Raw genomic sequence first — 12,818 nt, 5'->3', positions numbered from 1 at the left:
TGTCTGTACGCAGGCCCGGGCCTTTGTACGGGACGTGTACGGGCCGAAGTCACGCTCCCGCCATGAAGCGTTTGAACCTCCGGCGTAGCGCCGGGATCGGGGTCGTCCTCGCGGCGGTGGGCGCGCTCGCCGTCGGCGGTGCGCTCGAAGCGTCGGCTGCGGCGACCGGCACCGTCAAGACCGCGGGTGACCCGCTCAACGTCCGCCGGGCGCCCACCGCGGGGGCCACGGCTGTCAAGACCGTCGCGAACGGCGCGTCGGTGACCATCGACTGCCAGACCGTCGGCACGTCCGTGACCGGCACCTACGGCACGAGCACGCTGTGGGACTACGTGCCCGCGCTCGGCGGGTACATCTCGGACACCTACGTCTACACCGGCTCCGACCAGCGGATCGCGCCGGACTGCGGGGTCGGCACGGGCAGCGGGCAGTGCTCCGACGCCTGCGCGGGCGAGGCGCAGTACCGCTCGTCGGACTCGCACTTCCTGGTCTACGACACCAACGCCGACGGCTACTCGGCCGTGGCCGTCTACTGGCTCAAGGGCGGCGCCGGGCCGTTCTACGTCTGGAACTCCGGCGGTGAGGGCACGAAGGTCGACAAGGCCGTCACGGTCCCGCACGGCGGCTGGGTCTTCTACAAGGTCTGCGTCGCCAACTACACCACCGCCCAGCCGGACCTGAAGTCCTGCAGCGACGGCATCACCGACTTCGCGGCCTGACCGCGTCCCCCTCCCCTCCCCGAAAGGACTTCGACATGGGTCAGGTCAACCGGCGCAAGGTGCTCCTCGGCGGGCTCGCCGCGGTCACCGCCACCGCGGCTTCGGCGGCGCTGCCGTCGTGGGCGAACGCCCGCACCACCGTCGCGGCTCCCGCCATCCACGACCCCTTCCAGCTCGGGGTCGCCTCCGGCGATCCGCTTCCCGACAGCGTGGTGCTGTGGACGAGACTCGCGCCGGCGCCGCTCAACCCCGACGGGTACGGCGGCATGCCGGACGCGACGTACGCGGTCGACTGGGAGATCGCGAACGACTCGGCGTTCTCCTCGGTCGTGCAGAGCGGCTCCGCGAGCGCGGTCCGCGCGTCCGCGCACAGTGTCCACATCGAACCGGTGGGCCTGCAGCCCGGCCGGGAGTACTTCTACCGCTTCAAGACTTCCGGCTACATCTCCCCGGTCGGCCGGACGCGCACCGCGCCCGCCGCCGGCGCCGCCGTCAACCAGCTCAAGTACTGCTTCACCTCCTGCCAGCACTGGGAGGAGGGCTACTACCACGCGTACAAGGGTGTTGTCGCCGACAACCCGGACCTGGTGCTGTTCCTCGGCGACTACATCTACGAGAAGAAGTCGGGCCGTGCCGCGGCGGAGCGCAACCCGCGCAGCCTGGCCGTCGCCGACGACGCCAGCACGCTCGCGATCTACCGCGCGCGGCACGGCCAGCACAAGACCGACGCCGACCTGCAGGCGGCGCACCAGCTCGCGCCCTGGATGGTGGTCTTCGACGACCACGAGGTGATGAACAACTGGAACGGCACCACCTCGCCCGCGTCCGCCGCGCGCAAGGCCGCCGGGTTCCAGGCGTTCTACGAGCACATGCCGATCCGCTCGACCGCAAAGCCGAACGGCTCGTCGATCCAGCTCTACCGCCAGTTCGTCTGGGGCAACCTGGCCCGCTTCCACATGCTCGACACACGCCAGTTCCGCAACGCCCAGGTCGCCGACCCGTCGGGCTCGACCGGCCCGGCGTGCACCGACATGCGCAACACCTCGCGCAGCATCCTCGGCACCACCCAGGAAGCGTGGCTGCTCAAGCAGTTCGAGTCGCACCCGACCACGTGGGACTTCCTCGGCCAGCAGGTCTTCTTCGCCACGCGGGACGGCGACGGCAACAAGGCCACCTGCGAGAGCCCCGACTCCTGGCAGGGCTACGAGGCCTCGCGCGACCGGATCGCCAAGGGCTGGGTCGACCGGAAGGTGGCCAACCCGATCGTCCTGACCGGCGACGTCCACCGGCACTGGGCCGCCGACCTGCGGCTCGACTACTTCGACCACTCGGACCCGATCATCGGCTCGGAGCTCGTGACGACGTCGGTGACCAGCAACAGCGACACCGCGACCCCGCCCACCGCGGCCTGGCTGGCCAACAACCCGCACGTCAAGTACTGCAAGGGCGAGCGCGGCTACGTCCGCGTGACGACCACGCCGTCGCAGACGCGGGCGGACTTCATGACGACGTCCGACACCAGTGTCTACGACCCGGCGAAGGTGGTCATCAAGAACGATGTCAGCTACGTAGTGCAAGCGGGGACGCCTGGCCTGCAGAAGGTCTGACACCGGGGCGCTACGCTGAGTGACGTGACCGATGAACTGGGCCTGCGGGAGCGCAAGAAGCTCCGCACGCGGGCGGCGATCTCGACGGCGGCGATCGAGCTCTTCCTGGAGCGCGGGTTCGACGCCGTCGGTGTCGCCGAAGTGGCGAAGGCGGCCGAAGTGTCCAAGCGGACGCTCTTCGCGTACTTCCCGTCCAAGGAGGACCTGGTGCTGCACCGGTTCGCCGACCACGAGACCGACGCGGCGGACGTCGTGCGCGCCCGCCGCCCCGGTCAGGGGCCGCTGGCCGCGCTGCGGGAGGCGTTCCTGCGCGGCCTCGACGAGCGCGAACCGGTGACCGGCCTGTGTGACGAGCCGGCCGTCGTCGCGGTGTTCCGGCTGGTCACCGGGACACCGGCGCTGGTGGCGCGGCTGGCGGCGTTCACGTCGGCGGGGGAGTCGGCGCTGGCCGACGCGCTCGCCGAAGCGGATGTCCCGGCGCGGGACGCGGGGCTCGCCGCCGCGCAGATCGCCGCCGTCCGGCGGCTGCTGGCCACGGCGAACATGGACGCGGTCGCGGCCGGCGTGCCTGCGGCGCAGCGTCTCCCGGAGGCCGTCGAGGCGGCCGAACGGGCGTTCACCTTGCTCTCGTCCGGCGTGGGGTTCCCGTGACCGCGAGCCGATCATGACGGATTCATGGGCAGAGCCGTGAAACGTACACGGTTTCCTCGGGCGCCACAGGGGTAGACTGCGAAAATCTTGACGAGGACACCGGGGGGACCCGCGTCCGACTGGGGGTGACGCGGGTCCTCCCCGGCTCATCGGGAAAACGCGCGATCTTGACAGTTCGCGCGCACCGCTCGTAATCTGAGTGCTCCGCCGTCGTGCCGAATTTTCCGATTCCATGACAAGGCGGTTTCCCGTGAAAGCGAAAAGAACCGTTCTGCTGATCACCTTCGTGGTGGCGGGACTGGTGGCGACCGGCGCCGGGGTTTCCTCGGCCGCGCCGGGCGGCGTTTACGACGTGAAGGACTACGGGGCCAAGGGAAACGGTTCCACCAACGATTCCGGGGCGATCGACAAGGCGATCACGGCGGCCAGCACGGCCGGCGGTGGCACCGTCCGGTTCACTTCGGGCACCTACAAGTCGGCCAACACCGTCCACCTCAAGAGCAACGTCACGATCCAGCTCGACGCGGGCGCGACCATCGCCGGGTCGAGTGCGGACAGTTACGACAAGCCCGAGTCGAACCAGTGGGACGACTACCAGGACTACGGCCACAGCCACTTCCACAACGCGATGTTCTACGGCGACAAGCTGACGAACATCGGGTTCACCGGCGCCGGGACCATCGACGGCGGCGGGAACCTCATCACCGGCAACCCGAAGTCCGGCGAGGCCGACAAGATCCTGTCGATCACCCGTTGTGACGGGCTCACGCTGTCCGGGATCAAGCTGCGCCGCGGCGGGCACTTCGCGGCGCTGATCAACGGCTGCAAGAACGTCGTGTCGGACAAACTGACCATCGACACCGCGAGCGACCGCGACGGCTGGAACATCATCAGCACCACGAACGTCACGATCACGAATGTGACCATCGCCGCGAACGACGACGCGCTCGTGTTCAAGAGCGACTACGCGCTCGGCGCAAAACTGCCGAACGGGAACGTCACGGTGAACAATGCAAAACTGTCGGCGGTCTGCTGCAACGCGCTGATGTTCGGGTCCGAAACGTGCGGTGACTTCACCGGGTACCAGTTCTCGGACATCACCATCACCGGCGCGCACAAATCGGGCCTCGGGATCGTTTCGATGGACGGCGCGAAGATCTCCGACGTGCACTACCGCAACATCACGATGTCCGGCACGTACTCGCCGATCATGATGAAGATCGGCACCCGGAAGCGGTGCGGGAACAGCCCCGGGGTCGGCTCGATCAGCGGGATCACGTTCGACAACGTCACCGGCACGCACACCGGCAGCAGTTTCAGCCCGACGATCTGGGGCGCGGACAGCGGGCACCGGGTTTCGGACGTCACCTTCACCGGCGTCAAGCTGTCGGTGCCGGGTGGCAACGGCACGATGGGCACCGGTGTCCCGAGCAACGACGCCACGGACTACAACCCGAAGAGCATCGGCACCCGCCCGTCGTACGGCTGGTACCTGCACTACGCGGCCGGCATCCGGTTCGTGGACAGCTCGGTGGAGTTCGCCAAGGACGACGGTCGCCCGGCGAGCATCGTCAACAACAGCACGGACGTAACCTTCGACCACTTCACGGCGGAGAAGGGCGGCAAGAGCCCGTACGACCTCGGCTTCCAGTCGGTGCTGGGCTACTGCGTGCAGAACTCGGCGACGACGTCGGGCTCGGCGCTGCGGCTGAACACCTCGGGCTCCAGCTCGAACTGCTGACACGAAGGGGCCCCGGCCGGTCGGCCGGGGCCCCTTCCGCGGCGCGCCTCGTGGTCAGTGCGCGTACTGCTCGTTCATGATGAGGAACGCGCCGAGGCCGTGGAAGTCGTTGGTCTTGCGCGCGCGGGCGTAGTAGTACGACAGGTCGCCGACGTTGGTTCCTTCGCCGATGTCCGTGATGTTCGTCAGGCCGTCCGACCCGACCGACACCTTGCGCAGCACACCGGCGTACCCGCGGTCCGCCACCGCCTGGTACGACGCCGGCAGGTAACCGCGCTGGACGCCGCGGGCCATCGTGAACGTGTACATCGACGACGCCGACGTCTCCAGCCAGTTCTTCGAGTCACCGCCGCGGTCGACGACCTGGTACCAGCGGCCGGTGTTCTTGTCCTGGTAGCGCTCGTAACCCGCGGCCAGGAAACGCACGATGTCGATCAGCGCCGCGCGCCGCGGGTGGTTCGGCGGGAGCACCTCGAGGATGTCGATGGCGGCCATGCCGAACCAGCCGATCGCGCGGGCCCAGTGGTACTTCGAGTGGTGCCCGGAACCGGATGCCCACGACTCGGAGCCGTCCTCGTCGTAGGCGTGGTATAGCAGGCCCTTCGCCGGTTCGCGGAGGTGGCTGAAGTACACCACCAGGTTCTTCGCGGCCTCTTCGAAGCAGTACGCGCCGTCGTCGAACGCCGCGCCGTACAGCGCGAGGAACGGCTGGGCCATGTACACCCCGTCGCCCCACAGCTGGCCGACCTTGCCGGTGGCGTGGAACATGCCGCCGTCGGACGTGCGGGGGTAGGCCGGGAAGCGCTTGCGCAGCTGGTCGGCCGCGGTCTTGTACTTCGTGCGGCCCGTCTCGGCGTGCAGCAGCGGCAGCATCTGGCACGAGCGCATCGAGTCGAGGTTGGTGAAGCTGTTCGAGATCCCGCTGTCGGTGATGAAGCGGTCGTACCACGCGACGATGTAGTCGAGGTACTTCTGCTCGCCGGTGCGCTTGTAGAACAGGTACTGGCCGTAGAGGTACAGCCCGAGAGTGTACCCCCAGCCGCCGATCTTGGCCGGGGTGTAGCGCTTCATCGTCGAGTCGATCACGGCCCGGGACCAGTCGGCCGGCGGCGCCGCGCCGCCGATCGGGGCCGCCGCCCGCGCGACGGGACCCGCCGCGGCGAGGGCGCCGAGGGCGCCCAGGGTGCCGGCCAGGACCGCGCGCCGGGTCGGGCGCAGGGGGTGCTCGGACATTCGTCGTCCTTTCGTGCACTGGCCCCGCGACGCGGTGAAAGGGGTGGCCGGGATGCCGATCCGCCGTCCGTCGGCATCCCGACCAGCTCTGGGGGGCGCGGCGTGCTGCCCGTGTCGCCGGAGCGGTGGTCATCGAGCGAAAGCGCTCTCTGGCCTGAACATCTACTCGCCTTTCGGACGTCGAGTCAAGAGAGATCCGATCTCTTGCGTCATATATCAGATATTTAACCCGAATGGCTGCAGGTTCTCTGTACCGGTGGTCGAAACATGAGAAAAAGGTCGGACCTGAGGGTTGACCCCCGTGTGAGCGCAGGAGTACACCACCGAGTGGACCAGACCACTGGAGGTCGCTCATGTCAGCCAAGTTCCTCCGCCGGGCGGGCGCCGCCCTGGCCGCGGTGCTCGTGGTGTCCGGGCTTGTCGCCGCACCGGCGTCGGCCGATCTGCAGAAGCCTTCGCAACAGTGGCTGCGCGACAGCCAGGCGGGCTTGTTCCTGCACTGGGGCATGCGCACGTCGCCGGGCTACACCAGTTGCAGCGCCTGGGAGAAGGCGATCACCGACGGCGGGTGGAGTCCCGCCTACTGGGTCACCGAAGCCAAGAAGCTGCACGCCTCGTACCTCGTGCTCGCGTCGTTCCACAGCCGGCTCGGCTACTCGCGGGCCTGGCCGTCGAAGATCCCGGGCAGCTGTGCCACCAAGCGGGACTTCCTCGGCGAGCTGATCGCGGCGGCGAAACCCCAGGGCCTCAAGGTCATCCTCTACATGACCAACGACGCCCAGTGGCACGACGAAGGCGGCCACGAGTGGCTCGACTCGGCGGGCTACTCGAAGTACAAGGGCAAGACCGTGAACCTCGACAGCCAGGACGGCTTCGGCCAGTTCAGCTACGACAACTTCTTCGAGGTCATGAAGAACTACCCCGACCTCGGCGGGTTCTGGATCGACAACGACAACGCCTACTGGGAGTCGCACAACCTCTACGCGCAGATCTACCAGCAGCGGCCGGACTACCTGCTGAGCAACAACAACGAAGACACACCGATCATGGACACGATCAGCAACGAGCAGAAGACCGGCATGACACCGTCCTACGACTACCCGCAGGCGACCTACACGGCCATGCCACGGCTCACCGAGGCGTGCTTCAAGCTGCCCGACACCGGCTCGTGGTGGTACGGCGGATCGAACCCGCCGGTGAACAAGATGCTCAACCTCGGCCGGCTGATCACGAACTCGGGCTCGTCGATCAAGTCCCTGATGGCCGAGACGGCGATGGTGAACGGGAAGTTCCCCTCGAACCAGGAGGCGTTCAACAACTTCGCCGACACCTACCTGGGGCCGATCTGGGAGTCCCTCGGCGGCACCGAAGGCGCCGGGTACATGTACGGCGGCATGCAACCCGGCTTCTGGAACGACGGCGCGCACGGCGTCATCACGATCAAGGGTGAGACGCAGTACGTGCACGTGCTGACCAAGCCGTCGACGTCGACGCTGAAGATCCGCGACAACGGCTACCGCGTCCGCGCGGTGACGAACCTGCGCACCGGCGCGGCGATCACCTTCAGCCAGGGCGGCGGCAGCCTGACGCTGTCCGGGCTGTCCTCATGGGACACCTACGACACGGTGTTCAAGGTCGAAATCGCGGGCCGCACCGGGACCTACGACCCGAAGACCGTGACGCTCAAGGCGAGTGCGTCCGCGAGTGGCCACGGTGGACAATCCGCGAGTGACGGCGACTACCTGACCTACTTCGACAACAACAAGACCCTGCCGGTGAACCTGGACTACGAACTCGGGTCGGCGAAGAAGGTCCAGTACCTCGGCCTCAACCAGCGGGAGGATTCGGTCGGCTACGCCCGGTCGGACACCGAGCAGTCGGCGCGGATCAAGGCGTACAAGGTGTTCGTGTCCTCCGACGGCAAGAACTGGGGGAGCGCGGTGAAGTCCGGGACCCTGCCGAGCCACCGCGGCGTCCAGTTCGTCGACCTGACCGCGGTGACGTCCAGGTATTTGCGGTTGCAGGTGACGAGCACGTACGCGGCGTCGAGCGACAGCTCCCGCTACAAGCGGCTGCGGATCGACGAGACCTGGCTGGGCTCGGACTACGCGACCTCGGCGGGCTGAGCCGACAGCAGGTCGACGGTCAGGGCGGCGGTCCAGCTGAACGAGCGGGTGCCGTGGCCCTGACCGGTCAGCGGGTCGCAGTACTCGGCGAAGTCCGTGCGGGCGGCCGTCTCCACGAGGTCGGCGCCCAGGCGCTCGGCGAGGGCGTGCTCGCCGTGGTTCAGCAGCCCGCGGCGGACCAGCCAGCCGATGTTGAACCACGACGGCCCGCGCCAGTAGCGGCCCGGGTCGAAGTCGGCCGCGGTCAGGTCGTAGCTCGGGACGCCGTGCACCTGGCCGAGCCGGAAGCGCGGGCCGGTGGCCGTCGCCAGCAGGGCCGGGGCGACGGCCAGGTCCGGCAGCACCAAGGGGAGCAGGCCGGCGCAGGTGTACTCGCGGGTGCGCTCCCCGGTCCGGACGTCGCGGGCGAAGAAGCAGCCGGACGCGCTGTCCCACAACGTTTCCTGCAGCGCCTTGGTCACCCGGGCCGCCGACTCGCGGTGCCCGGCGGCGGCCGCGGGCAGGCCGAGCGCTTCGGCGATCTCGGCCAGTGCGAGCTCGGCGTCGGCCAGCAGCGCGTTGAGGCCCGGGTCTTCGACGGTGAACCCGCCGTCGACGTCGGCCCAGCGCTCGTCGAGGTACCCGCAGTCGCGGTAGGCGGACGCGAGCCGGACGTAGCGGCCGTAGTCCTCGTCGCTCGGCCGGTCGGCGGCGGCGCCGTGCTGCAGGTCGCGGCGGACGAACCCGGCCGGGTCGGCCGGCGTCACGCGCGAAAGCGGGCCGTCCCACGCCGGGCTGTTGTCCATCCCGGACTCCCACGGGTGCACGATCGACGCGAGCCCGCGCCCGCCGGCGTCGCGGTAGGTGCGCAGATAACCGTGCCAGGCCTTGAGCTTCGGGTAGAGCGTGGCGAGGAACGTCGCCGCCGCCGAACCCGCCGGGTCCGCCCGGTGCACCGCCAGCGCGGCCCGCGCGTGCACCGGCGGCTGGATCAGCCCCGACGTGCGCCGGGCCCGCCAGAAGTCCGGGCCGGGGAAGTAGGCCTCCGGCGGGGTGTCCGGGTTGAAGAGGATGTGCGGGACCCGGCCGTCGCGCCACTGCGCGGAAAACAGCGTCACCAGCTCGCGCCGGGCGCGCTCCGGCGCCAGGTGGCGCAGGCCGAACGCGATGAACGCGGAGTCCCAGCTCCACTGGTGCGGGTAGAGGCCGCGCGAAGGCACCGTGGACGCGCCGAGCCAGTTGTCCGCCAGGACCGCCGCGGCCCGCCCCCGTGTTACGTCCATGTGTCCAATCTATCTCCTACTTATGTCTTGTCAATGGACAAAAGTCGCGGCTGGGATGATGCAGGCCACACCGGAGAGGGGGTTCGGGATGACGGTGCCGACCACGGCCGGAGAGCTGTTGCAGCTGGTCAGAACCGGGCAAGCGACCACGCGCAAGGCCCTGCTCGTGCGCAGCGGCCTGTCGCGCTCGACGCTGACCGCGCGGCTCGACCAGCTCCAGGCGGCCGGTCTGCTGACCGAAGGCGGCCAGGAGGACTCGACCGGCGGCCGCCCGGCGCGGCAGCTGTGCTTCGACGACCAGCACGCCGTTGTCCTCGCCGCGAGCATCGACACGATGCACGCCGAAGCCGCGCTCACCGATCTCTCCGGACGCCGGCTCGCCCACCGGGAGGGCGCCGTGCGGGTCGCCGACGGCCCGGAGCCCGTGCTCGGCCGGATCGCGGAGTGGTTCGAGGAGCTGGTGGCCGAGGTGGACCAGCCGATCTGCGGAGTCGGCATCTCCGTCCCGGGGCCGGTCGAACCCGGCCGCGCCCGCGTCACGCAGCCGCCGATCATGCCCGGCTGGGACGGCTACCCGATCGACGCCTACCTCGGCGCGCGCTTCGGCGCCCCGGTGCTGGTCGACAACGACGCGAACCTGATGGCCCTGGGTGAGCACCGCGCCCGTTTCCCGGCCACGGCCGCGCTGGTGGTGGTCAAGGTGTCCACCGGGATCGGCGCCGGGATCGTGATCGGCGGCGAGGTGTACCGCGGGGTGGACGGCGGGGCCGGCGACATCGGCCACATCCGCCTGCCCGGCCACCCCGAGGCGCGCTGCATGTGCGGCTCGCTCGGCTGTCTCGCGGCGATCGCCAGCGGCGGCGCGCTGGCCGCGCGGCTGACGGAGCTGGGCCTGCCGACAACGTCGGGTTCGGGCGTCCGGGAGCGGATCCTGGCCGGTGAGCCCGCCGCGGTGCGGCTGGCCGAGTTCGCCGGGCGGCAGGTGGGGGAGGTGCTCGCGACGCTCGTTTGCGTGGTCAACCCCGGGGTGCTGGTGATCGCCGGCGACCTCGCCGAGCCGCACTTCGTCGCGGGGGTCCGGGAAGTGCTCTACCGGCGGGCGCTGCCGCGGGCGACCCAGAGCCTGCGGGTCGAAATCGGCGGCCGGGGCGAAGCGCTCGGCGGGGCGGTGGCGATGGTCGTCGAGTCGGTGTTCGCCCCGGCCGAGGTCGACCGCAGCCTGGCCGCACGGGCCTGACCACGGCCGAAGTGCCGTCGCCGGCGGACTGTCCGGAGTGGACGGAGCATCCGACTTTCGTAGGTGGCGGGCGCTCCGGGCGGGTGTTCCACAATACGGTCACGAATCGGACTTACCGCGCATCGAGGAGCATTCCTCGCGTTTTCCGTGCGACAAATCGGATTTCCGTACCGCGTCCGTCTTCGTGTGAATTCGCGCCCAGATAACGGTTCCGCAAGGACTTCCCCGCGGCCGGAACCCCGATCTAGTCTCGTCCGGTGTTCTAGGTCCTTTTCCTGGGGGCCGCATTCGAAGAGGGAGATTTCTGTGCGAAGAAGCTCCACCCTGCTCCTTTCGCTCGCGGTGGTGGGTGGTCTCACCGCGGCCGTGCCGGCGACGGCGTCGGCGCAGGGGCGTCAGGACATTCCGCAGTCGCACCCGTTGTGGGCGAACGCGCAGTCGAAGGTCGCCGACACGGCGCCCGCGGCGAAGCTGAGCTTCCGGGTGTACCTGAACCAGCGCGACAACGCCGGTGCCGAGGCCCTGGCGCAGGCGGTGTCCGATCCGGACAGCAAGACCTACCGCCAGTTCCTGAGCACCGACCAGGTCCGTGACCGGTTCGCCGCCAGTGATGCCACCGTCAACGCCGTGAAGTCGTGGCTGACCGGCAACGGCTTCAGCATCGGCGACGTCCCGTCGAACCGCGCCTACGTCGAAGCCACCGGCACCGCCGGCCAGACGCAGGACGCCTTCGGGGTCAAGCTAGGCAAGTACAAGGTCAAGGGCCAGACCCTCCGCGCCGCCGACAAGAACCTGTCGGTGCCCGCGAACCTGGCGAACGACGTGCTCGGTGTGGTCGGCGTGGACCAGGCGACCAACCTGTTCAAGCCGGACCACGCCACCGGTTCCGGGACGCCGTCCGACGTCGCACCCGGCCCCGGCTTCCGCAACGCGAAGCCGTGCAGCGCCTACTACGGCGAGAAGGTCGACACCACCGACCCCGCCTACAACGGCCAGCACCTGCCGTACGCCCCGTGCGGCTACACCCCGGCGCAGCTGCGGTCGGCCTACGGCGTCGACAAGGTCGGCGCGGACGGCAAGGGCACCACGATCGCCATCGTCGACGCGTTCGCCTCGCCGACCATCTACGCCGACGCGAGCACCTACGCGAAGAAGAACGACCCGCAGCACCCGCTGAAGCAGAGCCAGTTCTCGCAGCACATCTTCCCGGCGAACCCCGTTCTCGAGCCGCCGGACCAGTGTGACGCGGCGGGCTGGTACGGCGAGGAGACCCTCGACGTCGAGGCCGCCCACGGTCTCGCGCCGGGCGCGAACATCCTTTACGTCGGCGGGGAGTCCTGCGAGGACAACGCCCTCGACGTGGCGCTGAACTACGTGATCGCCGGCCACAAGGCCGACATCGTGTCGAACTCCTACGGCGACACCGGCGAGGACATCCCGGCCGACGAGGTCAAGGTCTTCAACCAGATCTCGCTGCAGGCGGTGCTCGAGGGCATCGGCGTCTACTTCTCCTCGGGTGACAACGGTGACGAGGTCGCGCGCCTCGGCACGCCGTCGCCGGACTTCTCCGCCTCGGCGCCGTGGATCACCGCGGTCGGCGGCACGTCCATCGCGATCGGCAAGGACGGCAAGCGGATCTTCGAGACCGGCTGGGAGACCAGCAAGTCCTCGCTGACCAACGGCGTCTACGGCCCCGCGGCCTACACCAGCGGTTCCGGTGGCGGCACGAGCCGGCTGTTCGCGCAGCCCTTCTACCAGAAGGGTGTCGTGCCGGACGCGCTGGCAAAGAAGAACCAGACCGGGAACAACAAGGGCCGGGTCGTCCCGGACATCTCCGCGGTCGGTGACCCGAACACCGGCTTCCTGGTCGGCCAGACGCAGACCTTCCCGGACGGCGCCTACTACGACCAGTACCGGATCGGCGGCACGAGCCTCGCGTCGCCGGTGTTCGCCGGCATCATGGCGGTGGCCGACAGCTTCGACCACTTCCACCACGGCTTCATCAACCCCGTGATCTACAAGCTGACCTCCCGCACCTCGGCGATCAGCGACGTGAAGCACGTGAACGCCGCCGTGGAGCGCGTCGACTACGCGAACTCGGTCGACGCTTCGGACGGCCTGCTCACCTCGGTGCGCACGCTCGACTACCAGGGTCTGACCATCCACACGACCCCGGGCTACGACGACGTGACGGGTCTCGGCACGCCCAACGGGCTGCTGTTCCTGCTGCTCGTCTAGCAGG

General features: G+C 69.2%; 9 protein-coding genes. 7 read left to right on the top strand and 2 right to left on the bottom strand.

Going from position 1 to position 12,818, the window contains the following annotated elements:
• The first annotated feature begins 62 nt into the window (after nucleotides 1-62).
• The 4 genes from ACIA5G_RS29870 to ACIA5G_RS29855 all read left to right on the top strand — a co-directional run bounded on the left by ACIA5G_RS29870 (nucleotide 63) and on the right by ACIA5G_RS29855 (nucleotide 4,718).
• Nucleotides 63-719, top strand: a complete 657-nt coding sequence (locus tag ACIA5G_RS29870) for a hypothetical protein (protein WP_395929056.1) — start codon at nucleotides 63-65, stop codon at nucleotides 717-719.
• Between the two features lie 35 nt (nucleotides 720-754).
• On the top strand, nucleotides 755-2,326 hold the full coding sequence (locus ACIA5G_RS29865) for an alkaline phosphatase D family protein (RefSeq protein ID WP_395929054.1): 1,572 nt from the start codon (nucleotides 755-757) through the stop codon (nucleotides 2,324-2,326).
• 24 nt (nucleotides 2,327-2,350) lie between these two features.
• Complete coding sequence (locus ACIA5G_RS29860; RefSeq protein ID WP_395929052.1) at nucleotides 2,351-2,977, top strand: TetR family transcriptional regulator; 627 nt, start codon at nucleotides 2,351-2,353, stop codon at nucleotides 2,975-2,977.
• Between the two features lie 250 nt (nucleotides 2,978-3,227).
• Complete coding sequence (locus tag ACIA5G_RS29855) at nucleotides 3,228-4,718, top strand: glycoside hydrolase family 28 protein (protein WP_395929050.1); 1,491 nt, start codon at nucleotides 3,228-3,230, stop codon at nucleotides 4,716-4,718.
• Between the two features lie 54 nt (nucleotides 4,719-4,772).
• Here ACIA5G_RS29855 and ACIA5G_RS29850 read toward each other — a convergent pair whose 3' ends face one another.
• Nucleotides 4,773-5,951 carry a glycoside hydrolase family 105 protein gene (locus tag ACIA5G_RS29850; RefSeq protein ID WP_395929048.1) on the bottom strand — a complete coding sequence of 393 codons (1,179 nt, stop codon included), beginning with the start codon at nucleotides 5,949-5,951 and terminating at the stop codon, nucleotides 4,773-4,775.
• A 353-nt stretch (nucleotides 5,952-6,304) separates the two neighbouring features.
• Between ACIA5G_RS29850 and ACIA5G_RS29845 the strand changes: the two genes are divergently transcribed.
• Nucleotides 6,305-8,077 (top strand): alpha-L-fucosidase, encoded by a 1,773-nt coding sequence (locus ACIA5G_RS29845; RefSeq protein WP_395929045.1) that lies wholly within the window; start codon nucleotides 6,305-6,307, stop codon nucleotides 8,075-8,077.
• On the opposite strand, the gene ACIA5G_RS29840 is transcribed toward ACIA5G_RS29845, so the two are convergent.
• Nucleotides 8,056-9,339 (bottom strand): MGH1-like glycoside hydrolase domain-containing protein, encoded by a 1,284-nt coding sequence (locus ACIA5G_RS29840; protein ID WP_395929042.1) that lies wholly within the window; start codon nucleotides 9,337-9,339, stop codon nucleotides 8,056-8,058. The genes ACIA5G_RS29845 and ACIA5G_RS29840 overlap by 22 nt on opposite strands.
• A gap of 88 nt (nucleotides 9,340-9,427) precedes the next feature.
• Here ACIA5G_RS29840 and ACIA5G_RS29835 point away from each other — a divergent pair, with 88 nt between their 5' ends.
• On the top strand, nucleotides 9,428-10,576 hold the full coding sequence (locus ACIA5G_RS29835; RefSeq protein ID WP_395929040.1) for an ROK family protein: 1,149 nt from the start codon (nucleotides 9,428-9,430) through the stop codon (nucleotides 10,574-10,576).
• A gap of 306 nt (nucleotides 10,577-10,882) precedes the next feature.
• Complete coding sequence (locus ACIA5G_RS29830; protein WP_395929038.1) at nucleotides 10,883-12,814, top strand: protease pro-enzyme activation domain-containing protein; 1,932 nt, start codon at nucleotides 10,883-10,885, stop codon at nucleotides 12,812-12,814.
• The last annotated feature ends 4 nt before the right edge of the window (nucleotides 12,815-12,818 follow it).

The sequence above is a fragment of the Amycolatopsis sp. NPDC051758 genome (assembly GCF_044453095.1).
In the GTDB taxonomy this organism is placed as follows: Bacteria; Actinomycetota; Actinomycetes; order Mycobacteriales; family Pseudonocardiaceae; genus Amycolatopsis.
Note: the sequence above shows the minus strand (reverse complement) of the source record. Positions and strands in the feature narration are given on the sequence as shown.